The following is a 23984-nucleotide window of genomic DNA, read 5'->3' on the forward strand; positions in this document are numbered from 1 at the left end:
TTATGCGTATTGGCCACGGCTACGATGTGCACCGTTTCGCTGAAGGCGATTTCATCACCCTGGGCGGCGTGCGCATTGCGCACCACCATGGGTTGCTGGCTCATTCCGACGGCGACGTTGTATTGCATGCCTTGAGCGATGCCTTGCTCGGCGCGGCGGCGCTGGGCGATATCGGCAAGCACTTTCCGGATACCGATCCCACCTTCAAGGGCGCGGACAGCCGTGCCTTGCTGCGCCATGTGGTCGGCCTGATCCACGCCAAGGGCTGGAAGGTCGGTAACGTCGATAACACCATCGTGGCCCAGGCGCCGAAAATGGCCCCGCATATCGAATCCATGCGTGCACTGATTGCCGCAGACCTGCAAATTGAATTGGATCAAGTCAACGTGAAAGCCACCACCACCGAAAAGCTCGGGTTCACCGGTCGTGAAGAGGGCATCGCGGTGCACTCCGTCGCCTTGTTGCTGCGCGCATGAACGACTTGCAACTGCTAGGCCCGCGTGCCTATGGCGAGGCCCTGGGCAGCGCGGTTCTGAAGGCCACGGCTGAAGATTTCCAGGTCGACGAGGTGCTCGAAATTCCGCTCAGCGGCGAAGGCGAGCACCTGTGGTTGTGGGTTGAGAAACGCGGGCTCAATACTGAGGAAGCCGCGCGGCGTATCGCTAAGGCGGCTGGCGTGCCGTTGCGCACCGTCAGCTATGCCGGGCTCAAGGATCGCCAGGCGTTGACCCGCCAGTGGTTCAGCGTACAACTGCCGGGCAAGGCCGATCCGGACATGAGCGGTGCGGAAAACGACACCCTCAAGATCCTGAAAACCGCCCGCCACAAGCGCAAGCTGCAGCGTGGCGCGCACTCGGCCAACGGCTTTACCTTGCGCCTGACCCAATTGGCCGGTGATACCGCCGCCATCGAGGCGCGGCTGAAATTGATTGCCCAGTACGGCATTCCCAACTATTTCGGCACCCAGCGTTTTGGCCACAACGGTGGCAATGTCGTCGACGCGCGGGAATGGGCGGCGCGCAAGGCTCTCCCGGAGCAGCGCAATGTGCGTTCGCGGTTGTTGTCCACCGCGCGTAGCTTCCTGTTTAACAAAGTGCTGGCGGCGCGCGTCGCCGACGGTTCCTGGCAGCGCGCGCAAGTGGGCGATCTGTTGGCGTTCACCGACAGCCGCAGCTTTTTTCCGGCGGGGGAGGCTGAGTGCAGCGACCCGCGCCTGGCGATCCTGGACCTTCACCCCACCGGCCCGCAGTGGGGCGAGGGTGATTCTCCGGCGACGGGCGCCACGTTTGAGTTGGAACAGGCGGTTGCCGCCGGTGAAGCCGACCTGCGTGATTGGCTGGTGAATGCCGGCATGAGCCAGGAACGTCGCATTCTGCGACTGCCCATTGGCGGGTTGACGTGGCATTATCTCGGGCCTGACATTCTGCAATTGGAATTCGTCCTGCCGGCCGGATGCTTCGCCACTGTCTTGGTGCGCGAGCTTGTTGATCTGGTGCCGGTGGGGCAGACGGACAGCCCATGCGTATTCTGATATCAAACGATGACGGTGCCACCGCACCCGGTCTTGCCGCGCTCTATGGTGCGCTGGAAGGTTACGCCGAGTGCGTGGTGGTTGCCCCCGACCAGGACAAGAGCGGCGCCAGCAGTTCGCTGACGCTCGACCGTCCGCTGCACCCGCAGGTTCTGGCCAATGGCTTTATCAGTGTGAACGGCACCCCCACCGACTGCGTGCACCTGGCGATCAACAGCCTGTTGGATCACGAGCCGGACCTGGTGGTGTCGGGTATCAACCTCGGAGCCAACCTGGGCGACGACGTGCTGTATTCCGGTACCGTGGCGGCGGCGCTTGAAGGGCGCTTCCTTGGCCGGACCTCGTTTGCATTTTCGTTGGCATCGCGCCAACTGGACAACCTGCCCACCGCCGCCTATTTCGCACGCAAGCTGGTGGAGGCCCATGGCTCCCTGGACCTGCCGCCGCGCACGGTGCTCAACGTCAACATTCCCAATTTGCCCCTCGACCATATTCGCGGCATCCAGCTTACGCGCCTGGGCCATCGCGCCCGTGCGGCAGCACCGTTGAAGGTGGTCGACCCGCGTGGCAAGGAAGGCTATTGGATCGCGGCAGCGGGCGATGCCGAAGACGGTGGCCCAGGCACGGACTTTCACGCGGTGATGCAAGGCTATGTGTCGATTACCCCGTTGCAACTTGATCGCACCTTCAGTGATGCCTTCAGTAGTCTCAATGGCTGGCTGGAGGGGCTGCGCTGATGGCTCGTGAACAAGACGACCTGCTGCGCCGGGGCATCGGGATGACCTCCCAGCGTACCCGTGAGCGTTTGATCCAGCGCCTGTACGAAGAGGGGCTTTCCAACGCCCAGGTGTTGGAAGTGATCCGGCGTACGCCTCGGCACCTCTTTGTCGATGAAGCCTTGGCCCATCGTGCCTATGAAGACACGGCATTGCCCATCGGCCATAACCAGACCATCTCCCAGCCTTATATGGTTGCGCGCATGAGTGAGTTGCTGCTGGCGGCGGGGCCGTTGGACAAGGTGCTGGAGATCGGCACCGGTTCCGGCTACCAGACGGCCGTGCTGTCGCAACTGGTGGAGCGGGTATTCTCGGTGGAGCGCATCAAGGTGCTGCAGGATCGCGCCAAGGAACGCCTGGTGGAGCTGAACCTGCGCAACGTGGTATTCCGCTGGGGCGATGGTTGGGAAGGGTGGCCGGCACTGGCGCCGTACAACGGGATTATCGTCACCGCCGTGGCCACTGATGTTCCGCAAGCGTTGCTCGACCAACTGGCCCCGGGCGGGCGCCTGGTCATCCCGGTGGGGGCCGGTGAAGTGCAACAATTGATGCTTATTGTCCGTGAAGAGAATGGCTTTTCCCGACATGTATTGGGGGCCGTACGATTTGTTCCGTTACTCAACGGCCCGCTGGCCTGATCATTTCACGCTGGCAGTGAATTCTGTCGGTGAGGATGTGTCTTACGGCGGGGTCTATCAAATCAACATGATGGGCAGATCGATTCAACGCACTGAATGATTCGTTTCAGTCGCGTGACGGTAAAACTTCAATGCCCAGTTATACTTGCGTCATATTTCAAGCCTGATACAGGCGTTCATGTTCAGCCACCACAAAGGGAGCGGCGGGTGAGTCTCACAGGTCTTGCGCAGCGTATGAGTAAAACAAGTTTTCAGCGACTGGTGCTTGGCCTTGTCTTTGGTTCCCTTCTGGTAGGGTGCTCCAGCTCGCCAAGCAGCGGTGCGCGGGTCGTTGACCGCAATAACGCCGCGCCGCAAAAGCCGACGGTAACGACCGGGCAATATGTGGTGCGCAAGGGCGACACGCTGTTCTCGATCGCCTTCCGATATGGCTGGGACTACAAGGCGCTCGCAGCCCGTAACAATATTCCCGTGCCTTACACGATACATCCGGGTCAGACGATTCGCTTTGACGGTCGCACCGGTTCTACCCCTACGGCAGTTGTGACACGCACCGGATCTTCGCCGTCGTCTTCGAGCAAAACCACCATCATCACCCGGCCTGCCGGTACCGCTTCGCCGAGTGTTGCGAACAAGCCGGCACCCGCGCCGTCGCCCCCTGCAGGGCCTGCGCCGACCGGTTGGGGATGGCCCTCAAATGGAGTGTTAATTGGGAAATTCTCTTCAAACGGCAGTTTGAATAAAGGCATTGATATTGCCGGGGATTTGGGACAGCCTGTTTTAGCTGCGTCTGATGGGACGGTGGTGTACGCCGGGAGTGGTTTGCGGGGCTACGGCGAACTGGTCATCATCAAACACAGCGATACCTACGTCAGTGCTTACGGCCACAACCGTAGGCTGTTGGTTCGGGAGGGGCAGCAAGTCAAAGTCGGACAGACAATTGCCGAAATGGGGTCAACTGGTACAGACCGGGTGAAACTGCACTTTGAGATTCGCCGTCAAGGGAAGCCTGTAGATCCGCTGCAATTCCTACCCCGTCGTTGATGTGTTGCACAGCCTGTTCCTCGCGTAGAAGGAACAGGCTCCAGCGTTGCCAAGGATAAAGGCGTCGCTTGAGCTTGAGGTCGAACTCACCAAAGGACTATAACAATGGCTCTCAGTAAAGAAGCGCCGGAGTTTGACATCGACGATGAGGTTCTCCTTATGGAGACCGGTATCGCTACGGAATCGATGTCGAATGAGGGACCTGCTGTACCTTCAGTTCGCACCAAATCCAAGAACTCCACCGCGTTAAAGCAACACAAATACATTGATTACACGCGGGCGCTCGATGCGACCCAGTTGTACCTCAATGAGATCGGCTTTTCCCCTTTGCTTACCCCTGAAGAAGAAGTCCATTTTGCGCGCTTATCGCAAAAGGGTGATCCGGCTGGGCGCAAGCGCATGATTGAAAGCAACCTGCGCCTGGTGGTGAAAATCGCCCGACGCTACGTCAATCGTGGGCTGTCCTTGTTGGACCTGATCGAGGAGGGCAACCTGGGCTTGATCCGGGCGGTGGAGAAGTTCGACCCTGAGCGGGGCTTTCGCTTCTCGACCTATGCTACCTGGTGGATTCGCCAGACCATCGAACGGGCGATCATGAATCAGACCCGCACGATCCGGTTACCGATCCATGTGGTCAAGGAGCTCAACGTCTACCTGCGGGCAGCGCGCGAGCTCACTCAAAAACTCGATCATGAACCCTCGCCCGAAGAAATCGCCAACCTGCTGGAAAAACCGGTAGGGGAGGTCAAGCGCATGCTTGGTCTTAACGAGCGGGTGTCTTCGGTCGACGTCTCGCTGGGTCCGGACTCGGATAAAACCCTGCTGGACACCCTGACGGATGATCGTCCTACGGATCCTTGCGAGCTGCTGCAGGACGTTGATCTTTCCCAAAGCATTGACCAGTGGCTGTCGGAACTCACTGACAAGCAGCGTGAGGTGGTGATTCGCCGCTTTGGCCTGCGTGGGCATGAGAGCAGCACGCTGGAGGACGTAGGCCTGGAGATCGGCCTGACCCGTGAGCGGGTGCGGCAAATCCAGGTGGAAGGGCTCAAGCGCCTGCGCGAGATTCTGGAGAAGAATGGCCTGTCGAGTGAGTCGTTGTTTCAATAACGACACAGCTTGAATGCTTGAATGTGGGAGGGGGCTTGCCCCCGATAGCAGTGTGTCAGTCAATGCAAGTATCGACTGCTACGCCGCCATCGGGAGCAGGCCACCTCCCACATTTTTTATGTCAGGTATCAAGTGGGTGTTAATACCAAATTCCAGGCATAAAAAAACCCCGCTTTTAAGGGCGGGGTCTTTTCGACTAAGTCAGTACAAGTTAGATAACTTGAACTTCTTCAGCTTGCATGCCTTTCTGACCGCGGGTAGCGATGAAAGAAACCTGTTGGCCTTCTTTCAGGCTTTTGAAGCCGTCGGATTGGATAGCTTTGAAGTGAACGAACAGGTCGTCACCGGATTGTGGAGTGATGAAGCCGAAGCCTTTTTCATCGTTGAACCACTTAACGGTACCAGTTTGGCGATTAGACATGGTGTATCTCCTTGGACAAAGTTAACTGCGACTCAGGAAAAGCCCTGGCCGAGACTGAGTGCAAAGAGCAGGAAAAATTCTTGGAGATGGTTGGATCGAAATTCAACATATCGTGTAGAGATTCTCAGTGACACAAGCAGCACAGTGGCGCCACCTTAACCCTTTTTCCGGGACGTGCCAATGGTATTTCCGAAGGTTTCTCTATTTTCGTGACTGGCGGTGGTATTTACAGGCGCCGGTTTCGGCAATACGGGGCCCGGCCCCGCTGGCTGAACCTTATAGCTGCCGGCACATTCATCAAGAAAAGATCCACGCCCTTTGAACCCCAACGCCGGCCCCGGTAAGATGCCACACAGATTTTTTCCACCTCGCTATTCAGGACACCCGCCATGAGCATCAAATCGGACAAGTGGATTCGCCGCATGGCGCAAGAGCACGGCATGATCGAGCCCTTCGTTGAGCGCCAGATTCGTGGCGAAGGCGATGACCGCGTGATCTCGTACGGCGTTTCCAGCTACGGCTACGATGTGCGTTGCGCCGATGAGTTCAAGGTGTTCACCAACATCAACTCGGCGATCGTCGATCCGAAGAACTTTGACGAAAAGAGCTTCGTCGACGTGAAAAGCGACGTGTGCATTATCCCGCCAAACTCCTTTGCCCTGGCACGCACCGTGGAGTTCTTCCGTATCCCCCGCGATGTGCTGACCATTTGCCTGGGTAAAAGCACCTACGCGCGCTGCGGCATTATCGTCAACGTGACGCCGCTTGAGCCTGAGTGGGAAGGTCACGTGACCCTGGAGTTCTCCAACACCACCACCCTGCCTGCGAAGATCTACGCCAACGAAGGCGTGGCGCAGATGCTGTTCCTGCAGTCTGACGAGGCCTGTGAAGTGTCCTACAAAGACCGGGCCGGCAAGTACCAGGGCCAGCGCGGCGTCACCTTGCCACGCGCTTGATCGAAAGGTCCTACGCGTAAAGGGAATTAGTCCGCAAAAAGTGACTCTATTGGGTGTACTGCCTCGGTGCGTGCAAAACGCGCCGAGCCACGCTTGAGGAGTGCCTTATGAAGATTGACCCGCGAATCAGCGCAGAACTTGCCCGGCTTGAACCCAACCAGATTGGCGTTCTGGCCTGGTCCCTGATGGCCGACCCCGCCTATGCGGGCGGTATCCCCGGCCAACCTGATGAAGACTGGCCCCAGCAGCCCACCGAGCCCGGTGAGCCAACCCTTCCGGATGAACCGCCTCCCGCGCCGGTCGCCTGAGGCACGGAAGGCGGGTCAGCGAACCTGCCACACCTGGTGATCGCCGATGACAAAGATTCGGTGGTCATTGTCCTGATCGACTGCATACCCCCCGGTAAACGCCCCAAACGCCGGTAGCAGGCTGACGCGCGTGCCGAACTGAAAGCACGGCAGGCGCAGGCTCTGCCGGCCCTTGCCGCGCAAGCGATACACCGGGTGCACATGCCCCGCCAGCACATGTTGGCTGGCATGGGCGTGCGGTTCGTGTTGCAGGGCGAAAGGCCCCATCAGCAGTGGCTCCGGCACCACGTCGATCCTCAAGTCAGCCGGTGGGTCGCCCGCGCGTTTATCGTGATTACCGCGAATCAAGGTCATCGACAGGTCGCAATGACGTGCTCGCCAGGCCCTCAAGGCGCTGAGGGTGCCGCTGGCGTGGGAGCCGGGCCCGTGCAGGAAGTCGCCGAGAAAGATCACCTGGGCGCACGGCACGGCCGCCAACAGCCGATCCAGGCGCTGCAGGTTCTCGGTGGTGGTGCCTTGCGGTACCGGCTGGCCCAGGCTGCGGTAGGCCGATGCCTTGCCAAAGTGTGCATCGGCGATCAGCAGGCACTCGCGCCCCGGCCAGTAGAGCGCCTTATCCGCCAACAGCCACAATTCTTCGCCCTCCAGCGTGACTGAGCACACCATCAGCGTTTGCCGTTATCGGCGACTTTTTCCAAGTCCTTGACCATCCGCGCAATGCGCTCCGAGAGTTTTTCCGAACTCATGCTTTCGCGCATCCGTTCTACCAGCAGCGGGAAGGCCAGGGGTGTAGGACGTTCAATTACATGTAAGTCCAGTGTCAGCGCCGAGAGGCGAAGCAAGGTCTCTTCCAGCCGACGAATATCCAACTCATCGCGCAGGACTTCTTCACCCGCCTGGGCCAGCAACAGGTTCTGCGGGTCATATTGCTTGAACACCTCAAAGAACAGCCCGCTGGAAGCTTGCACTTGGCGCGTGCTTTTCGGCGCGCCGGGGTAACCGGCAAACACCAGCCCGGCGATACGCGCAATCTCGCGAAAGCGGCGCAGGGCCAGTTCTCCGGCGTTCAGACTGGCTGCCACGTCTGCCAACAACTGCTTCGGGCTCAATAGCGCCTCATTCAGTAAGCGTGGCCAATCCACCTCGGTGGCGCTGAGCAACTCCAAGCCGTAGTCGTTGACGGCAATCGAGAATGTCACAGGCTGCTGCTGGCTGACCCGCCACGCCAACAGGCTCGCCAGCCCCAGGTGCACCTGGCGGCCGGCAAACGGGTAGAGGAACAGGTGCCAGCCCTCCCGCGATTTCAAGGCTTCGGCCAGCAAGTGTGCGCGCGTCGGCAAGCCGGACCAGCGCAACTGCGTCTGCAGCAGCGGTTGCACCGCCTGCATTTCCGGGCCCTCGTAGAGCCCATGCGCCGCCGCATCGAAGCGCTCCACCACGGCTTGGGCCAGCTCATTGGAAAGGGGCATGCGCCCGCCATTCCAGCGCGGTACCGCGGCTTTTTTGGCGCTGCTGCGGCGCACATAGGCGGTCATGTTTTCCACTCGCACCAATTCCAGCAGGCGGCCGGCAAACAAGAAACCATCACCCGGCTTGAGCCGTGCAATAAAGCCTTCTTCAACACTGCCCAGGTTCTTGCCGCCGCCGCCCTTGCTCCAGAATTTCAGCTGGATGCTGGCGTCGCTGACAATGGTACCCACGCTCATGCGATGGCGGCGCGCAAGCCGGGCATCGGGCACACGCCAGATGCCATGCTCGTCCGGCTCCACGCGGCGGTAATCCGGGTAAGCGGTCAGCGATAAGCCGCCATGCCGTACAAAGCCCAGGGCCCAGGCCCAATCGGCCTCTGTGAGGTCACGATAGGCCCAGGCGCCACGGACCTCAGCCAGCAATGCCTGCGGCGTAAAGCCACCGCCGAGGGCCATGCTCACCAAATGTTGTACGAGCACATCCAACGGCTTGTGGGGCGATTCGCGGGCTTCGATACGCCGCTCTGCAATGGCGTCCTGGGCCGCAGCGGCTTCCACCAGTTCCAGGCTGTGGGTCGGCACCAGGGTCACCCGCGACGGCCGTCCGGGTGCATGACCCGAGCGCCCGGCGCGTTGCATCAGACGCGCCACGCCTTTGGCCGAGCCGATTTGCAGCACGCGCTCCACCGGCAAAAAATCCACCCCCAGGTCCAGGCTGGATGTGCACACCACTGCCTTGAGCTGACCGTCTTTCAACGCCCGCTCCACCCAGTCGCGGGTCTCGCGGGACAGCGAGCCATGGTGCAGGGCAATCACCCCGGCCCAATCGGGCCGCGTCTCCAGCAACGCCTGATACCAGATTTCCGACTGAGCCCGCGTGTTGGTAAACACCAGGCAACTGCTGCTGGCGTCGACTTCGGCGACCATCTGCGGCAGCATCTTCAAGCCGATATGCCCGGCCCACGGAAACCGCTCGGCGGTGGGCGGCAGCAAGGTGTCGACGTGCAACTGCTTGGTCGTTTGCCCCTGTACATTAATCCCGTCCCCTTGTGGGACCAGCACTTCCAAGGCGTGGGACTGGTTACCGAGGGTGGCCGAAATGCCCCACACCATCAGTTCGGGATGCCAGCGCCGCAGCCGCGCCAACGCCAGTTGCAACTGTACGCCACGCTTGTTGCCGATCAGCTCATGCCATTCATCCACCACCACCATGCGCAGGTGCGCCATGCTCGTTTCGCTGTCGGCGCGGGCGAGCATCAGGGTCAGGCTTTCCGGGGGGGTGACCAGCGCGGTGGGCTGGCGTCGGGTTTGCCGGGCGCGTTCGCTGCTGCTGGTGTCGCCGGTGCGCAGGCCGACGCTCCAGGGAATCTGCAAGGCCTCGAGCGGCGCTTCGAGGGCGCGTGCGGTGTCGGCGGCCAACGCACGCATGGGCGTGATCCACAGCACGGTGAGCGGCTCTGCCGGTGGTTTACGTTTACCGGAGGCCGGCGGGCGGGTTGTGGCGAAACGATTGAGGGCGGCAAACCACAGGGCGTAGGTTTTGCCGGCGCCGGTGCTGGCGTGCAGCAAGCCCGACTGGCCGTCCTTGACCGCCGTCCATACGTCTTTCTGGAAGGCGAACGGCTTCCAGCCTTTGGCGGCAAACCACGTTTTGGCGAAGTCGAGGGGTTTTGCCATGCGGCAGCGAACGCTCTGGAGGGTCTATTCCACAGACCCTCCAGGCGTCGCAAAGGTTTACTTCAAATTGCCGCTCAGGAACTGTTGCAGGCGCTCGCTCTTGGGATTGCCCAGCACATCCTCTGGCGCGCCTTGCTCTTCCACCAGGCCCTTGTGCAGGAACAGCACCTGGCTGGACACCTTGCGCGCAAAGCTCATTTCGTGGGTCACCATGATCATGGTGCGGCCTTCCTCGGCCAGGCCCTGGATCACCTTCAACACTTCACCCACCAGCTCCGGGTCGAGGGCCGAGGTGGGTTCGTCGAACAGCATCACTTCCGGCTCCATGGCCAGGGCGCGGGCGATGGCCACCCGTTGCTGCTGGCCACCGGACAGGAACGCCGGGTATTGGTCCGCTACCCGTCCCGGTAAACCCACCTTGTCCAGGTAGCGACGGGCGCGGTCTTCGGCGTCCTTCTTGCTGCAACCCAGCACCCGGCGCGGGGCCATGGTGATGTTTTCCAGCACGCTCATATGACTCCACAGGTTGAAATGCTGGAACACCATCGCCAGCCGCGTGCGCAGGCGTTGCAGTTCGGCATCGTCGGCCACGCGCATGCCATGGCGGTCGCTGACCATGCGGATCGGCTGGCCGTCGAGGGTCATGGCGCCGTCGTTGGGGGTTTCCAGGAAGTTGATACAGCGCAAAAAGGTGCTTTTGCCCGAGCCGCTGGCGCCGATCAGGCTGATCACATCACCGGTCTTGGCCTTGAGCGAGACACCTTTGAGCACCTCATTGTCGCCATAGCTTTTATGCAGGCCTTCAACGGTCAATTTGTACATGGGGCGTGCATCCTCAAGGCGAAAGTAGATAGCCGCTGCGGTAGGCCTCGGTGCCTGCGACATGGCCGATGACCATCCCGGCAGTGGCCATACGGCGCAGCGAACGGGCGTAAAGCAGTCCGGCCTTCTGGCAGTGCACGGGCGTTACGCGGTCGGTAATGGGGTCGATGATTTCGGCGATCAGTTGCCCGGCTTCCAGGTATTCACCGGGCAGGGCGCTGAACACCAGCAAGCCGCCCACCGGTGTCGCCACGGGTTCGACACCGGCCAGGGGCGTAGCGGGGTAAGGCAGTGCCGGCAGCGGCGCTGCGTCACCGGCAATCGCGCCGAAGTGGATCAGGTAGTCGATGATTGCCTGGCAGTCGAGGGCGGCCAACCCATGGTTGACGTCGCCCTGGCCGCGCAGCTCGACGGTCACCGAAAAGCTCCCCATGGGGATCGGGAAGCGCGTGCCGAAACGTTGCTGCAACTGCCACCACACCAGGGTGAAACACTCATCGAAGGACTGCCCGCCGGAGTCGGTGGCGAGCAAATTGGCCTCCGAGCCGAGATAGCGCGCCAGCGGTTCCACCTGCGGCCAGGCTTCGGGCGTGGTGTAGAGGTGCGCCACGGCTTCGAAGTCGCAATGCAGGTCCAGCACGATGTCGGCGTCGCAGGCCAGGCGTTGCAACACCAGGCGTTGGGAGTGCAACTGGGTCGCGGCGGTTTGCCCGGCCAGGGCGGCGCTCAACGCGGCACGGATCAGTTCGACATTTTGTTGCGGGTTATCGCCGAGCGAGCCCTCGACCTGATCGCCGACGGTATCGCTGAGGTCGACAAACAGGCGATTGAAGTTCTGCCCGCTTTCCAACTCGTAGCGGCCCAGCGGGATATCCATCAACACCTGTTCCAGGCCCACCGGGTTGGCGATGGGCACCAGCACGATTTCGCTGCGCAAGCGCCCGGCGGCGGCCAACTCGGCCAGGCGCACCTTCAAGTGCCAGGCCACCAGCATGCCCGGCAGTTCATCGGCATGCAGCGACGACTGGATATAGACCTTGCCTTCGGCGTGTTCGGGGCCGAAGTGGAAACTGTGAATCTGCCGCGCCGTGCCGGGCACCGGCGCGATCAGATCGTGTACCTGATGACGCATGAAGGCTCCTTAATGGCTTGGCCCGAGAAACGCCAGCCAGCGGCGCTCCGCCAGACGAAACAAACCGACCAGGGCAAAGGTCACGGTCAGGTAGATCAGCGCGGCGATGCCGAATGATTGGAACGTCATGAACGTGGCCGAGTTGGCGTCCCGCGCCACCTTGAGGATGTCTGGAATCGTCGCGGTAAACGCTACCGTGGTCGAGTGCAGCATCAAGATCACTTCGTTGCTGTAGTAGGGCAACGAGCGGCGCAACGCCGACGGCATGATCACGTAGGCGTACAGCTTCCAGCCGCTCAAGCCATAGGCCTTGGCGGCCTCGACTTCGCCGTGGGCCATGCTGCGGATGGAACCGGCGAAAATCTCCGTGGTGTAGGCGCAGGTGTTGAGCGCGAAGGCCAGGATCGTGCAGTTCATCGCATCGCGAAAGAACGCATCCAGCACCGGTTGTTCACGCACGGCGGCAATGCTGTAGATGCCGGTGTAGCAGATCAGCAACTGGATATAGAGCGGCGTGCCACGGAACAGGTAGGTGTAGAACTGCACCGGCCAGCGTACCAGCGGGTTGCGCGATACACGGGCGATGGACAGCGGGATCGACACCACAAAGCCGATGACCAGGGCGGCGCTGAGCAACCACATGGTCATCGCCAGGCCGGTGATGTGCTGGCCGTCGCTATAAAGGAAGGGGCGCCAGTATTCCTGCAAGAGTTCGATCATCGCACCGCCTCCCGTGAGCCTGCGGAGTAGCGACGTTCAAGACGACGCAGGACGAAGTTGGACGCGCTGGTGATCAACAGGTAGATCAGTGCGGCGAGCACCAGGAAGTAGAACAGCTGGTAGGTGCTTTTGCCGGCATCCTGGGCGGCCTTGACCACGTCCGCCAGGCCGATGATCGACACCAGGGCCGTGGCCTTGAGCATCACCATCCAGTTGTTGCCGATACCCGGCAGGGCAAAGCGCATCATCTGCGGGAAGGTCACGAAGCGGAAGCGTTGCCCGCGCTTGAGGCCATAGGCCGTGGCGGCTTCCAGCTGGCCACGGGGGACGGCGAGGATCGCGCCGCGAAACGTCTCGGTGAAATAAGCACCGTAGATAAAGCCCAGAGTGATCACCCCGGCGCTGAATGGGTCGATCTCGATATATTCCCATTCCATGAAGTCGGTCAGGCTGGTGAGCCAGGTTTGCAGGCTGTAGAAAATCAGCAGCATCAGCACCAGGTCCGGTACACCGCGAATCAGTGTGGTGTAGAGCTGGGCGGGGATGCGCAGGAAGGGCAGGCTGGAAAGCTTGGCGCTGGCGCCGAGCAGGCCCAGCAATACGCTGACGGCCAGGGACAGCACCGACAACTTGATGGTCATCCAGGTGCCTTGCAGCAACAACGGGCCGAAACCCTTCAAGCTGAGTGCGCTCAGCCCGAGGGTTTGCAACAGTTCTTCGAACATAAATCAGGACCTATGGCGATAAAAAAGCGCCCCTTGAGAGAAGGGGCGCCCCAGGCATTATTTGCCGCTGTACAGGTTCAGATCGCCGAAGTGTTTCTTCTGGATGGTGGCGTAGGTGCCATCATCGTGTAACGCTTTGATACCTTTATCCAAAAGGGCCTTCAGTTCAGTGTTACCTTTTTTGATACCGATGGCGGTTTTCGATGGCAGCAATGGGTCATCGATGGCGGCGCTGACTTCGTAGCCGACACCGGCCGGGGACTTCAAGAAGCCCAGTTCGGCTTGCAGCATGTCCTGCACCGAAGCGTCGAGACGACCGGAAGTCAGGTCGGCATAAACCTGGTCCTGGTTGGCGTAGGCCTTGGTGGTTACACCGGCTTTATCCAATACAGCCTTGGCGTAGGCTTCCTGGATGGTGCCTTGCTCGTAGCCCACGGATTTGCCCTTGAGGGACTCTGGCGTCGAGTAACCCGCGCCTTTCTTGAACACCAGCGAAGTCGGGCCGGAGAACAGTTCGTTGGAGAAGTCGATGGCCTTCTCACGCACCGGGGTCACGGTCATGGACGAAATCACACCGTCGAACTTGTTGGCTTTGAGGCCTGGAATCATTCCGTCGAAGTCACTTTCGACCCACTTGCACTTCACTTTCAGTTCGGCGCAGATCGCATTGCCCAGGTCGATATCGAAGCCCACCAGGCTGCCGTCGGCTGCCTTGGATTCGAACGGAGCGTAGGACGGATCGACACCAAAACGCAGTTCCTTGTATTCCTTGGCCAGCGCGGTACCGGCGGCCATGCACAGAGCCAGTGCAGAAAGGGTCAGCAATGCTTTTTTCATTATGTAATCCCTGGAAACCAAGATAAGCGCTTGTGGCGCGTTTAGGACTGTTACTGAACGGTGTCAGACGGATCACGAGTAGCAATTTCTGCACCATAGTTCCGAATGAGCGTTTTAAAAGGTGGGACAAGGGAGTCATGAGTGTAGGAGATGCCCGAAAATGGGCGTTGAAAATTGATCGCACCATTTCAGGTCATAAGGACATTCAAATGTGGGAGGGGTGGTGAATTTATGTCAGGCCAGAAGATCTTGCAGGGTGGCCAGGCTGTCGGCCTCCTCTATCGTCTTGTCCTGCCGCCAACGCAACATCCGCGGGAAGCGCACTGCAATCCCGCTCTTATGCCGCTTGGACAGGGCAATGCCTTCAAACCCCAACTCGAACACCATGCTTGGCGTCACGCTGCTGACCGGGCCGAACTTCTCCACGGTGGTCTTGCGCACGATGGCGTCGACCTTGCGCATCTCTTCGTCGGTCAGCCCCGAATAGGCCTTGGCGAAGGGCACAAGGGTTCGCTCGCTGCCGGGCGGGCCATCCCAAACGGCAAAGGTGTAATCGCTGTAGAGGCTGGCGCGTCGGCCATGGCCGCGTTGGGCATAGATCAACACCGCATCGACACTGAAGGGGTCGACTTTCCACTTCCACCACAGGCCCATGTCTTTGGTTCGGCCCACGCCGTACAGGCCGTCGCGTGCCTTGAGCATCATGCCCTCCACGCCGAGGCTGCGGGAGGCTTCGCGTTGTTGTGCCAGGTCCTGCCATGTGGCGCCCGTCAGCAGTGGCGAGGGCATCAGCACAGGTTGGTTGCACTGGGCAATCACCTGTTCCAGTTGGGCACGGCGTTCAGCCTGGGTGTGGTTGCGCCAGTCGTCGCCCTGATGTTCCAGCAGGTCATAGGCCAGGACGGCGACCGGTGCATCGTCGAGCACCTTTTTGCTCAGGGTCTTGCGGCCAATGCGTTGTTGCAGCAGGGCAAAGGGCTGCACCGCGTCCTTCCAGACCACGATCTCGCCATCGATCACCGTGCCATCGGGCAGCCCACTGACCAGGCTGTGCAGTTCGGGGAAGCGTTCGGTCACCAGCTCTTCGCCCCGCGACCAGATCCACAGCCGGCCTTCGCGCTTGACCAGTTGCGCGCGAATGCCGTCCCACTTCCATTCCACCTGCCAGTCGGCGGGGGAGCCGAGCAAGGCGTCGAATTGCTCCACCGGTTGCGCCAGCCCATGGGCGAGAAAAAACGGATAGGGCTGTCCGCCCCGTTGTGCATGTTCGTCGGATGATTCGGCGGCGATCAGCTTGAGGTAGCCTTCGGCTGTCGGTCGGTTGGATAAATCGGTGTAGCCCACCAGCCGCTGTGCCACGCGCTTGCTGTCGAGGTCGGCCATGGCTGCGAGCGCGCGGGTGACCAGCAATTTAGACACGCCGACGCGAAAGCTGCCGGTGATCAGCTTGATGCACACCATCAGGCTTGGCTGGTCCAGTTGCGCCCATAACGCCGGCAACCGTTCGGCCAGGTCCAGGGGCGACAGGCCACGCAGCGGCAGGAGTTTTTCTTCCAGCCATACGGCCAGGCCGTCCTCGGAGGTGTAGGTGGATTCCGGCAGGAGCAGGGAAATCGTCTCGGCCAGGTCGCCTACAGACTGGTAGCTTTCTTCGAACAGCCACGGTTCGATGCCGGACGCTTCGGTGGCCATGTCCCGCAGCAGGCGCGTGGGCACCAATTGCCGGGGGCGCCCGCCAGACAGGAAATACACGGCCCATGCGGCGTCTTCCGGCGGCGCTTGCAGGAAGTAGGTTTGCAGGGCTGCGAGCTTGGCATTGCTGGAGGTGGTGGCGTCGAGGTTGGCGTACAGCTCGGCGAAGGCTTTCATGCCGTGGCCTCTTCTTCGTCATCGCCGTATTCAGTGGTGAAGCCCTGGGCATCCAGGCCTTTTTCCCGCAGGTGGCGTACCAATACGCCGACAGAACCGTGGGTGACCATCACCCGTTCGGCGCCGGTTTGTTCGATGGCCCACAGCAGCCCGGGCCAGTCGGCGTGGTCCGACAGCACGAACCCCCGGTCCACCCCGCGCCGCCGCCGGGTACCGCGCAGGCGCATCCAGCCGCTGGCAAAGGCATCGCTGTAGTCGCCAAAGCGCTTGATCCAACTGCTACCGCCAGCGGACGGCGGTGCGATGATCAGGGCCTGGCGCAGCAACGGGTCGGTCTTTTTGAAATCTCCGGCGTAGAGGGTTTCGGGGATGTAGATGCCGGCTTCGCGGTACACCCGGTTCAGCGGCTCCACCGCACCATGGCTGAGGATCGGGCCGATGCTGGCATCAATGCCATGCAGGATGCGCTGGGCTTTGCCGAAGGAATAACAGAACAACACGCTGGCTTTGCCGGCGGCGATATTGGCCTGCCACCAGTCGTTGATCCCGGCAAAGATCTGCGCCTGGGGCTGCCAGCGGTAGATCGGCAGGCCGAAGGTGGATTCGGTGATAAAGGTGTGGCAACGCACCGGTTCGAAAGGCGCGCAGGTGCCATCGGGTTCCACTTTGTAGTCGCCTGAAGCCACCCAGACTTCGCCCTGGTATTCCAGGCGCACCTGGGCCGAGCCGAGTACATGCCCGGCTGGGTGAAAACTCAGGGTCACGCCGTGGTGCACGAGTTGTTCGCCATAGGCCAGGGTGTGCAGGTTGATGTCCTGGCCCAGGCGCGAGCGCAGGATGCCTTCGCCGGGGGCGGCGGCCAGGTAGTGCTGGTTGCCGCTGCGGGCGTGGTCACCGTGGGCGTGAGTGATGACAGAGCGTTCCACCGGGCGCCAGGGATCGATGTAGAAATCTCCGGCGGGGCAGTAGAGGCCTTCGGGCCGGGCGATGACAAGATCCATGGGCTGACCGGGGCGATGGGCTTATCAGGTATGAGGCGGGGGCGAGCGCAGAAGTTCTATCTGAATGCATGTGGGCCAAATGTGGGAGGGGGCTTGCCCCCTCCCACATTTGGATCCGGTTTCGTCAGGTGGAAGTCAGGTCACTTGCCTGGGGTCAGGGTCAACCTGGCCTTGCCATACACCTTCTCGAAGTTCTGCGGCTGCATCGGGAAGCTCAGGTATTGCGCCTTGAGCGATGGGTCGATGCCATTGGCGTAGTTCGGGCTCGCCGGGTTGCCGGATTGGCCGATACCACCTTGGCCCATCATCGGTTCCAGCTGGCCGAAGTCGACGATCATGCGCAGCGCCGGCACCTGGGTGGTGTTGAAGTCCTGGCCCCAGTTGTACGGCGCCGGGTTCAAGGTGTTGTGGTCGCCACCGGACGCCAGTGGGCCGCGAATCACCTGGCCAGTGGTGTTTTTCCAGGTGGTGCTGTGCAGCTTGCCCCACTGCCAGGCCTTGTGGTCAGCGCCCAGTTGGCTGTCGCCGGCGCTGATCGCGGCGGCCAGGCTGCGGGCGAGGATGGCGGGTTTGTCTTCTTTTTGCGCGGTGCGCACGTCGTCCCAGAACGGGCTGTCTTCGCGGCCCAGCAGGTGGTCGGCCTGGGCGGCATAGGACAGGTTGGCGTTGCTGACAAAAGCTTTCCAGCTGGCGCTGTTTTCCGGGCCCAGCTCGTCAAGGAAGATCTGCCGGGTGCTTTCCTGCAGGAACAGCTCGTAGAGCGCGGCGTCTGCGGAGGCGGACACCAGGCGCCCATCGAACGCCATCAGGCGCTTCAGCGCTTCCCGTGCCTTGGCCTGCTCGGCGGCTGGCAGCGCATCAATCGCCTGTTTCAGCGGTTGGGCCATGCCCGGTGCCTGGAACATGGTCTTGAGCTTTGCGGCGAAAGTGGTGGTCTGGTCGTACTGCATGGCGATCATGCTGCGGCTGTCGTGCTTGCCGGCATTGGCCATTTGCGCCAGGCGCTCGCTGCGCTCCGGTGCATCCCAGGAGTTGGACAACTGCATGCCGTAGCCACGCGGCGCGGTGCGCTGGTTGGCGGTGCCGATCCAGCCTTGAGCCGGGTCCTGGTCATAGGGGTGCAGCATCGCGTCGGCGTAACCGTCCCAGTCAAAGCGCGTATCCCAGCCGGGCGAGGGCAGCAGGCCTTCGCCTTCGCGCCGGTTGGGGAAGCGGCCGGTGACCTGCCAGCCAATGCTGCTGGCGTCGGCGAAGATCATGTTCAAGGCAATGGCGCGAATGTTCCGGGTTGCGTCCGAGGCCTTGCCGGCGTTTTGCGCGCGGGAGAGGTCGAAGAACGCGTCGAGGCTCTTGTCATCCTTGAAGTCGGCGGTTTGCAGGGCCAGGCCCAAGCCGCTGGTCAGGGCCTGGCTGCTGTTGAGCAGGGCGCCGTGGCGGGTTTCGTATACCACTTCGCGAATCGAGCGTTGGCCCTTGACGAAGAAGGTTTCGTTACGCACCGCTGCCGGCAGCCATTTTCCGTTGTTCTCGTAGTACAACGCGCTGCCCTGGCGTTTGACCTTTTCCAGGAACAGGTCCTGGGTATCGCCCTTGACCGCGCTCATGCTCCACGCCACGTTGCCGTTGAAACCGGACAACAGGGTCGGCAGGCCGGCAATCGAGGCGCCGACGGCCTGGTATTTCGGTGCGCGAATCTGCACGTAGTTCCACGGTGACGGCGCCTGCGGCTGGGCGGCGAGGTCGCCTGCCAGCAGGCTTTTGCCGCTGCGGCTGCGTTGCGGGCCGATGGCCCAGTTACTCGACGTGGTAACGCCCAGCGAGTTGAGGCTGCTCAATTGCTGGCTGACGGTGTCCAGCCCGGCCAGGCCGGTGATCTGGCTGAGGTTCACGCCCTTGAGTTTCTCGGCCTCGGCCAGAGGGATCGGCTCATCCGGCGCGCTCGGCGTCAGCCAGGCGAGTTTGTCCGCGCCGACTTTTTGCGCCAGCACCAGGGACGCAAGTTCTTCCTGCAGGTTGGTCGATTCGCTGAAATTCAGCAGGCAGAACAGCAGCGCCGAATCTTCCGGCTTCCAGTATTCCGGCTTATAGCCGGTCTGGGCCAGATCCGGTGGCAGCTTGTCGCGGTAGCGGAACAGGTAGGCGTTGACGCCACGGGCATACACTTCGAAGAAGCGCTTGAGGCGCGGCGACGAGGCGTTATACAGCTCGCCGGCGCTTTTTTTCAGATTGACCGCACGCATGAAACGGTCCACATCCAGCACCTCAGGCCCGGACATCTCCGCCAGGCGGCCCTGGGCCAGCAGGCGCAGGGTGACCATCTGGGTGATGCGGTCACTGGCGTGCACATAACCGAGGCTGAACAGCGCGTCGTGGAAGGTGTTGCTTTCGATCAGCGGCATGCCCTGGGCGTTGCGGCGTATCGAAACATTCTGTGCGAGGCCCTTGATCGGCTGTACGCCGGCAACGGGGGGCAGGGTGTCCTGGGTGCTCTGGAGCTGGCAACCGGCCAGGCTTAATGCACTGGCCACTGCCGCGGCAACGCCGAACCGGGGAAGAAAATGTGAGAGGGCTGGCGAGGCCATGGCAAAGCTCCTGCGGGGGGTAGCGTCAGTAAAGGCGCTACGTTAGTGAGCGCGGTGAAACGACGCAAGCAGGAGTTGTGTAAACACATGAGTACTTAAACTTAAGCCTGGCGCAGATCGGTGTGGGAGGGGGCTTGTGCCCTCCCACCTTGGCCTTCAGCGCAACTTACGCGCCGTGGCACTTCTTGAATTTCTTCTCACTGCCGCACGGGCAAGGGTCGTTGCGGCCAACGTCCTTCAACGCATTGCGCACCGGCTCCTGGTGAGCGTGGCCGCAGTTCGGGCCGTGGACATGGCCGTGGTCGTGATCATGGTGATCGTGATCGTGGTTGCAGTCAGGACCATGGACATGGGGTTGCTGAGTCATCGATGTCGCTCCGGGATAAAATCGCCGGGGATTATCTCGCCATTGTGGTTCACCTGCACGTCATAACCGATGAATAATCCGGTTTTCAGTTCCCCCTCCAGACGATACGGCACAGGCTTGTCGGGTTTTTTCAGCATCTGCACCACATCGCGGATCTGCGGCCAGAGGTTGGTGCGCACCGACACCTTGAAAAATGCATGGCCCTTGGGCGGTACAGTCAGCCATTCATTGGACTCGCCTTCGGTGAGCACAAAATCATCCAGGGTGACCTTGTAGATCAGCCCACGCACGGTCAGGTCCGAGTCGTCGCGGTTATCCACGCGAAAGTACAGCTTGAATTTCTGCTCCAGCAGCTTGGCCCGCACCACTTCGACTTTCACCAGGGAGACGTGGGGTGGGGGCGAATTGTCTTCGAACCAGGAGACGCAACCGGTCAGGCCAAAGATTAACGCCAGCATCAAGCTGTAGATCCGAAGCATGGCGTTGGTCCTGTGGTAGGGAATTAGAGGTAGCTGGAACAACACTTCTTGAATTTCTGCCCACTGCCGCACAGGCACGCATCGTTGCGTCCGGCTTTGACTTCCACCGTGGGATCGATGAAGTACCAACGCCCATCATTCTGTACGAAAGAAGACTGCTCGCGGTGGCTATGTTCACCGGTGCTGTCATGCCAGCGTGCGGTAAAGGTCACGAAGGCGTGTTCCGGCTGGCCGCCGAACACCTCGGAACTTTCAACCTCCAGGCCGAGCCAGGTGCTCTGGGCGCTCCAGGCGCCGATGGCTTCTCGGTCCAGGCCAGCCTGTTGCGCGGGCAAAGTGGTGGCGACCAGGTAGTCCACCAGGCCCAGCACATAGGCGCTGTAGCGTGAACGCATCAGGGCGCTGGCGCAGGGGGCCGGGTGCCCGGCGTGATAATGGCCGCAGCAGGCATCCAGCAGGTTGCCACTGCCGCAGGGGCAAATGGATGTACTCATTTGATCAGGTACTCTGCTAACAGTTATATGTGTTTTATTTTTCATAAATCAGTCGCTGACCTAAATTAACTTGTTTCACTTACCCCAAGCGCGTGTTGCAAATTAGCGACCGCCATCTGCCTCATTGCAGGTCTACGGCAAGCCTCTCATCAAGCGTTCGTCATAGGTGAAGGTTAGTCTATGAGGTCATGCTATACGCGCAAACAAGTATGAGCGCATAACCGATGTTTGAATCGCCCCGGGTTTTGTAGGCGCCTCTTTGCCTTAAGCAGTGGTGGGGGCCCCCTTTCCTGCTTCGACAATAAAATAAATACCTTAGATTTCAATTGGTTGAATGCCAGATGCGAGTCTCGCTCCAGTTCGTCACTGCAGGCACTCACTAAGGTCTGTAGCCTGTCGATTCAGCAGAACCATGTTTCTGCTCGAAGTCCTGAAATAGCTAACCGCCAATCACTCCAGCCATAACATGGCCGGGATGATTGGCGGTTTTGCGTTTTTATCGCTTTCCAAACTTCGAAACCAGCACCGATCCCAGTCTGGGAATCGGGGCGTCGCTATGCCTGTCGATCCTTGTTCCGCCCGCTGCCTCTGTCCGTTAGGCAGGTAAGGCCGCGCGCCGCAGCAAGGTGCTTGCTCGGCGCGCGGAGCGGTAGATCACCAGTTGAAGTTCACCGAGGTCAGCAGGGTGCGCTCGTCACCGTAGTGACAGGTGGAGAAACTGCACTCCGCGTAGCGCTTGTCGGTCAGGTTGCTGGCGTTGACGGTCACGTCCCAGTGTTCGTCGATCTGGTAGCGCGCCATGGCGTCGAACAGGGTATAGGCTGGCATGGCGGAATCCATGCCCGAGGCCTGTATTGTACCCATGTAGCGAGCGCCGGCGCCCACGCTCAGCTGCGGGATGCCCCAGTTGACGAAGTCGTAGCGGGTCCACAGGGCTGCCTGGTGGTAGGGCGTTTCGTCGGTACGTTGACCCACTTCGGCGGCGATTGCGCTCTTGGTGGTGCGTGCATCGGTATAGGCGTAGGTGGCGATCACGCTGAGTGCCGGGGTGACATCCGCCTTGGCTTCCAGCTCCAGACCGCGGGAACGTACCTCGCCGGTTTGGCGGTACTCGTCGGTAGCTGGATCCTGCTTGAGCACGTTGGTCTGGGTCAGCTCATAGACTGCTGCGCTGAGCAGCATATTGCTGTCCTTGGGCTGATAGCGCACGCCTACTTCGTACTGTTTACCTTCGGTGGGGGTGAAGGTCTGGCCGGTGACTTCTGCAACGGAAACCGGGAAGAACGACTCGCTATAGCTGATATAGGGCGCCAGGCCGTTGTCCGCCAGGTAGACCAGGCCCGCACGCCAAGTGGTGGCTTCGTCGCTTTGGCTGGCCTTGGCGCCATTGCGATGCGCCGTCTGCTGCTGGTCAGCCCAGTCGTGGCGGCCACCTACCTGCAGGACCCACTTGTCGCCGAACTTGATCTGATCCTGGAAATAGGCACCTTTTTGCAGCATATCCAGCTGCGAGCCACGGTCCAGGGCGGGGCTTCTGTTGACCACTACGGGCTGACCATAGTTGTAGCGACTCAGGTCCAGGCTGGGGGCTACGCCTCGGAAGTTATGGGAGTCGTAGGAAGTGTCATAGCCGTCGAAACCGACCAGAACGGTGTGCTCGACGCTGCCGAGCTGCCATTTCGATTCGATATTGGTATCGCTGCCCAGGGTTCGAGCACGCTCACGGCGATCACTGTATTGCCTTTGCAGAATGCCGGTCGTGGCGGCCTGATTGATCACCGCGGCAGTGACTGCCGGATTACCGGTTCTGACCTGCAGGTATTTCCACTTCACATCGGACTCGGAGTAACGCAGCTTGTGATTAAGCGTGAAGTGCTCGTTGAAGTGGTGGGTGAATTCGTACCCCAGGGCCGACATCTCGCCATTCATGTCGTCGTAGCCCGGCTCGCCGATAAAGTCGTGGCGGCCGATCTTGAAGGCGCCGTCACCCACACCTTTGACCAACTGATAGGGCAGGGGCGCGGGGAAACGCGTATCGGTCTTCTGGTAGAAGGACAGCAGGGTCAGCGATGTGTCTTCGTCAGGGCGCCAGGTCAGCGCCGGGGCGATGTAGATCTTGTCGTCGTTGAGATGATCCTGCTGGGTGTCGCTGTTGCGGCTGAGCAGGGTCAGGCGATAGCTCAGGGTGTCGCTACCGGGCAGAGCACCGCTGAAATCGGCGGCGAGCTGCTTGCGGTCATTGGAGCCTGCCTGCAGTTGCAGCTCATGAAGCGGCGTTTCGGTTGGGCGCTTGCTGACGCCATTTACCATGCCGCCGGGCGAGAGCTGGCCGTAGAGCACCGAGGCAGCGCCACGGATGACCTCGACGCGCTCCAGGCCATAAGGTTCCTGAATGCCGTCGTAGGAGTTGTTCTGCAGGCGCAGGCCGTCTCGCAGCGAGCCGCCGGTGGCGGATTCGACCGAGAAGCCGCGGATGCGGAAGCGGTCCGCAGTGCGGTTGAAAGAGGTCGCACTGGCGGTGAACCCTGGCGTGTAGCTCAACACCTGGGCCAACGTTTCCGCCTGGCGGTCGCGGATCTCGTCGCTCGTCACCACAGACAGCGACTGCGGCGTCTCGGTGATCGGCGTATCGGTCTTGGAAGCGCTCATGTTGCGTTTGGCTACATAGCCGACCACATGCTCGGTGGGCTGTTCAACGCTTTGCCCGGTAACGTTGATGGCATCAATCTCCACGGACGCAGCCGTGGGTGCCTGGTTAGTCTCAGCGGCATGCAGGCTGCCCGAGCCCAGGCTGGCCATGGCCAGTGTGAGTGCGGTAAGGCTGAAGGCTGGGCGTCGGGCGAAACGTTCGGGGCTTAGGTGCGTAACCTGGCGCATGGCGAAGGAACATCCTCTGGTCTTCTTGTATGTGTGCGCAATGCGGAGGACATTCTGTGATCCTTCACGCCAGTGCGCCGTGGCAGTCAGCTGTAGCGCGCGAACTCTACATCTAAATGAGAAAGATTTGTACTAGCTCACAATTTATT

Annotated in this window: 23 protein-coding genes; 8 read left to right on the forward strand and 15 right to left on the reverse strand. The window is 60.9% G+C overall.

What is annotated here, in order from left to right:
* Positions 1-2: 2 nt before the first annotated feature.
* The 6 genes from ispF (at position 3) to rpoS (ending at position 5099) form a co-directional block, all read left to right on the forward strand.
* Entirely contained in the window at positions 3-476 is a 474-nt protein-coding gene (gene ispF / locus FBY10_RS03490) for a 2-C-methyl-D-erythritol 2,4-cyclodiphosphate synthase (protein ID WP_092487654.1), read from the forward strand.
* Positions 473-1531, forward strand: a complete 1059-nt coding sequence (gene truD / locus FBY10_RS03495; RefSeq protein ID WP_145335037.1) for a tRNA pseudouridine(13) synthase TruD — start codon at positions 473-475, stop codon at positions 1529-1531. The genes ispF and truD overlap by 4 nt, the downstream gene beginning before the upstream one ends.
* Positions 1519-2268 (forward strand): 5'/3'-nucleotidase SurE, encoded by a 750-nt coding sequence (surE, locus tag FBY10_RS03500; protein ID WP_145335035.1) that lies wholly within the window; start codon positions 1519-1521, stop codon positions 2266-2268. Before truD ends, surE begins: the two co-directional genes overlap by 13 nt.
* A gap of 41 nt (positions 2269-2309) precedes the next feature.
* Entirely contained in the window at positions 2310-2945 is a 636-nt protein-coding gene (locus FBY10_RS03505) for a protein-L-isoaspartate(D-aspartate) O-methyltransferase (protein WP_178116722.1), read from the forward strand.
* Positions 2946-3152: 207 nt separating this feature from the next.
* Entirely contained in the window at positions 3153-3989 is an 837-nt protein-coding gene (locus FBY10_RS03510) for a peptidoglycan DD-metalloendopeptidase family protein (protein WP_131697242.1), read from the forward strand.
* 105 nt (positions 3990-4094) lie between these two features.
* The gene (rpoS, locus tag FBY10_RS03515; protein ID WP_131697241.1) at positions 4095-5099 is read left to right on the forward strand and encodes an RNA polymerase sigma factor RpoS; all 1005 of its coding nucleotides are present in this window, start codon (positions 4095-4097) and stop codon (positions 5097-5099) included.
* A gap of 211 nt (positions 5100-5310) precedes the next feature.
* Here rpoS and FBY10_RS03520 read toward each other — a convergent pair whose 3' ends face one another.
* Complete coding sequence (locus FBY10_RS03520; protein WP_002554837.1) at positions 5311-5520, reverse strand: cold-shock protein; 210 nt, start codon at positions 5518-5520, stop codon at positions 5311-5313.
* Between the two features lie 389 nt (positions 5521-5909).
* Here FBY10_RS03520 and dcd point away from each other — a divergent pair, with 389 nt between their 5' ends.
* A complete protein-coding gene (dcd, locus tag FBY10_RS03525; RefSeq protein ID WP_003172320.1) occupies positions 5910-6476 on the forward strand; it encodes a dCTP deaminase in 567 nt (188 codons plus the stop codon).
* Positions 6477-6583: 107 nt separating this feature from the next.
* Positions 6584-6784 (forward strand): hypothetical protein, encoded by a 201-nt coding sequence (locus FBY10_RS03530; protein ID WP_027604457.1) that lies wholly within the window; start codon positions 6584-6586, stop codon positions 6782-6784.
* 15 nt (positions 6785-6799) lie between these two features.
* On the opposite strand, the gene pdeM is transcribed toward FBY10_RS03530, so the two are convergent.
* The 14 genes from pdeM to FBY10_RS03600 form a co-directional block, all read right to left on the reverse strand.
* Positions 6800-7450, reverse strand: a complete 651-nt coding sequence (gene pdeM / locus FBY10_RS03535) for a ligase-associated DNA damage response endonuclease PdeM (protein WP_145335031.1) — start codon at positions 7448-7450, stop codon at positions 6800-6802.
* Positions 7450-9930: a ligase-associated DNA damage response DEXH box helicase gene (locus tag FBY10_RS03540; protein WP_145335029.1), complete on the reverse strand. Its 2481-nt coding sequence runs from the start codon at positions 9928-9930 to the stop codon at positions 7450-7452. The genes pdeM and FBY10_RS03540 overlap by 1 nt, the downstream gene beginning before the upstream one ends.
* A 57-nt stretch (positions 9931-9987) precedes the next feature.
* A complete protein-coding gene (locus FBY10_RS03545) occupies positions 9988-10752 on the reverse strand; it encodes an ABC transporter ATP-binding protein (protein ID WP_131697238.1) in 765 nt (254 codons plus the stop codon).
* Between the two features lie 13 nt (positions 10753-10765).
* Positions 10766-11884, reverse strand: a complete 1119-nt coding sequence (locus tag FBY10_RS03550) for a succinylglutamate desuccinylase/aspartoacylase family protein (RefSeq protein ID WP_145335026.1) — start codon at positions 11882-11884, stop codon at positions 10766-10768.
* A 9-nt stretch (positions 11885-11893) separates the two neighbouring features.
* Positions 11894-12604, reverse strand: a complete 711-nt coding sequence (locus tag FBY10_RS03555) for an ABC transporter permease (protein ID WP_090408453.1) — start codon at positions 12602-12604, stop codon at positions 11894-11896.
* Positions 12601-13329 carry an ABC transporter permease gene (locus FBY10_RS03560; RefSeq protein ID WP_131697236.1) on the reverse strand — a complete coding sequence of 243 codons (729 nt, stop codon included), beginning with the start codon at positions 13327-13329 and terminating at the stop codon, positions 12601-12603. Before FBY10_RS03560 ends, FBY10_RS03555 begins: the two co-directional genes overlap by 4 nt.
* A 57-nt stretch (positions 13330-13386) precedes the next feature.
* Positions 13387-14166: a transporter substrate-binding domain-containing protein gene (locus tag FBY10_RS03565; RefSeq protein WP_145335024.1), complete on the reverse strand. Its 780-nt coding sequence runs from the start codon at positions 14164-14166 to the stop codon at positions 13387-13389.
* A 234-nt stretch (positions 14167-14400) separates the two neighbouring features.
* Positions 14401-16035: an ATP-dependent DNA ligase gene (locus FBY10_RS03570; protein WP_145335022.1), complete on the reverse strand. Its 1635-nt coding sequence runs from the start codon at positions 16033-16035 to the stop codon at positions 14401-14403.
* Positions 16032-17036, reverse strand: a complete 1005-nt coding sequence (locus FBY10_RS03575) for a ligase-associated DNA damage response exonuclease (RefSeq protein ID WP_145335020.1) — start codon at positions 17034-17036, stop codon at positions 16032-16034. Before FBY10_RS03575 ends, FBY10_RS03570 begins: the two co-directional genes overlap by 4 nt.
* Positions 17037-17176: 140 nt before the next feature.
* Complete coding sequence (locus FBY10_RS03580; protein ID WP_145335018.1) at positions 17177-19618, reverse strand: penicillin acylase family protein; 2442 nt, start codon at positions 19616-19618, stop codon at positions 17177-17179.
* A gap of 166 nt (positions 19619-19784) precedes the next feature.
* On the reverse strand, positions 19785-19985 hold the full coding sequence (locus FBY10_RS03585) for an SEC-C metal-binding domain-containing protein (RefSeq protein ID WP_003189235.1): 201 nt from the start codon (positions 19983-19985) through the stop codon (positions 19785-19787).
* Positions 19982-20464, reverse strand: a complete 483-nt coding sequence (locus FBY10_RS03590) for an LEA type 2 family protein (RefSeq protein ID WP_131697231.1) — start codon at positions 20462-20464, stop codon at positions 19982-19984. Before FBY10_RS03590 ends, FBY10_RS03585 begins: the two co-directional genes overlap by 4 nt.
* 23 nt (positions 20465-20487) lie before the next feature.
* Entirely contained in the window at positions 20488-20958 is a 471-nt protein-coding gene (locus FBY10_RS03595) for a YchJ family protein (RefSeq protein WP_145335016.1), read from the reverse strand.
* A gap of 654 nt (positions 20959-21612) precedes the next feature.
* A complete protein-coding gene (locus FBY10_RS03600) occupies positions 21613-23757 on the reverse strand; it encodes a TonB-dependent siderophore receptor (RefSeq protein ID WP_145335646.1) in 2145 nt (714 codons plus the stop codon).
* Positions 23758-23984: the final 227 nt, after the last annotated feature.

It is taken from the genome of Pseudomonas sp. SJZ103 (assembly GCF_007828335.1).
In the GTDB taxonomy this organism is placed as follows: domain Bacteria; phylum Pseudomonadota; class Gammaproteobacteria; order Pseudomonadales; family Pseudomonadaceae; genus Aquipseudomonas.

Excerpts from the sequence above, each read along its gene's own strand:
- ispF (WP_092487654.1), top strand. The coding sequence starts at position 3 with ATGCGTATTGGCCACGGCTACGATGTGCACCGTTTCGCTGAAGGCGAT.
- truD (WP_145335037.1), top strand. The coding sequence starts at position 473 with ATGAACGACTTGCAACTGCTAGGCCCGCGTGCCTATGGCGAGGCCCTG.
- surE (WP_145335035.1), top strand. The coding sequence starts at position 1,519 with ATGCGTATTCTGATATCAAACGATGACGGTGCCACCGCACCCGGTCTT.
- FBY10_RS03505 (WP_178116722.1), top strand. The coding sequence starts at position 2,310 with ATGACCTCCCAGCGTACCCGTGAGCGTTTGATCCAGCGCCTGTACGAA.
- rpoS (WP_131697241.1), top strand. The coding sequence starts at position 4,095 with ATGGCTCTCAGTAAAGAAGCGCCGGAGTTTGACATCGACGATGAGGTT.
- FBY10_RS03520 (WP_002554837.1), bottom strand. The coding sequence starts at position 5,520 with ATGTCTAATCGCCAAACTGGTACCGTTAAGTGGTTCAACGATGAAAAA.
- dcd (WP_003172320.1), top strand. The coding sequence starts at position 5,910 with ATGAGCATCAAATCGGACAAGTGGATTCGCCGCATGGCGCAAGAGCAC.
- FBY10_RS03530 (WP_027604457.1), top strand. The coding sequence starts at position 6,584 with ATGAAGATTGACCCGCGAATCAGCGCAGAACTTGCCCGGCTTGAACCC.
- pdeM (WP_145335031.1), bottom strand. The coding sequence starts at position 7,450 with ATGGTGTGCTCAGTCACGCTGGAGGGCGAAGAATTGTGGCTGTTGGCG.
- FBY10_RS03540 (WP_145335029.1), bottom strand. The coding sequence starts at position 9,930 with ATGGCAAAACCCCTCGACTTCGCCAAAACGTGGTTTGCCGCCAAAGGC.
- FBY10_RS03545 (WP_131697238.1), bottom strand. The coding sequence starts at position 10,752 with ATGTACAAATTGACCGTTGAAGGCCTGCATAAAAGCTATGGCGACAAT.
- FBY10_RS03550 (WP_145335026.1), bottom strand. The coding sequence starts at position 11,884 with ATGCGTCATCAGGTACACGATCTGATCGCGCCGGTGCCCGGCACGGCG.
- FBY10_RS03555 (WP_090408453.1), bottom strand. The coding sequence starts at position 12,604 with ATGATCGAACTCTTGCAGGAATACTGGCGCCCCTTCCTTTATAGCGAC.
- FBY10_RS03560 (WP_131697236.1), bottom strand. The coding sequence starts at position 13,329 with ATGTTCGAAGAACTGTTGCAAACCCTCGGGCTGAGCGCACTCAGCTTG.
- FBY10_RS03565 (WP_145335024.1), bottom strand. The coding sequence starts at position 14,166 with ATGAAAAAAGCATTGCTGACCCTTTCTGCACTGGCTCTGTGCATGGCC.
- FBY10_RS03570 (WP_145335022.1), bottom strand. The coding sequence starts at position 16,035 with ATGAAAGCCTTCGCCGAGCTGTACGCCAACCTCGACGCCACCACCTCC.
- FBY10_RS03575 (WP_145335020.1), bottom strand. The coding sequence starts at position 17,036 with ATGGATCTTGTCATCGCCCGGCCCGAAGGCCTCTACTGCCCCGCCGGA.
- FBY10_RS03580 (WP_145335018.1), bottom strand. The coding sequence starts at position 19,618 with ATGGCCTCGCCAGCCCTCTCACATTTTCTTCCCCGGTTCGGCGTTGCC.
- FBY10_RS03585 (WP_003189235.1), bottom strand. The coding sequence starts at position 19,985 with ATGACTCAGCAACCCCATGTCCATGGTCCTGACTGCAACCACGATCAC.
- FBY10_RS03590 (WP_131697231.1), bottom strand. The coding sequence starts at position 20,464 with ATGCTTCGGATCTACAGCTTGATGCTGGCGTTAATCTTTGGCCTGACC.
- FBY10_RS03595 (WP_145335016.1), bottom strand. The coding sequence starts at position 20,958 with ATGAGTACATCCATTTGCCCCTGCGGCAGTGGCAACCTGCTGGATGCC.
- FBY10_RS03600 (WP_145335646.1), bottom strand. The coding sequence starts at position 23,757 with ATGGCCAGCCTGGGCTCGGGCAGCCTGCATGCCGCTGAGACTAACCAG.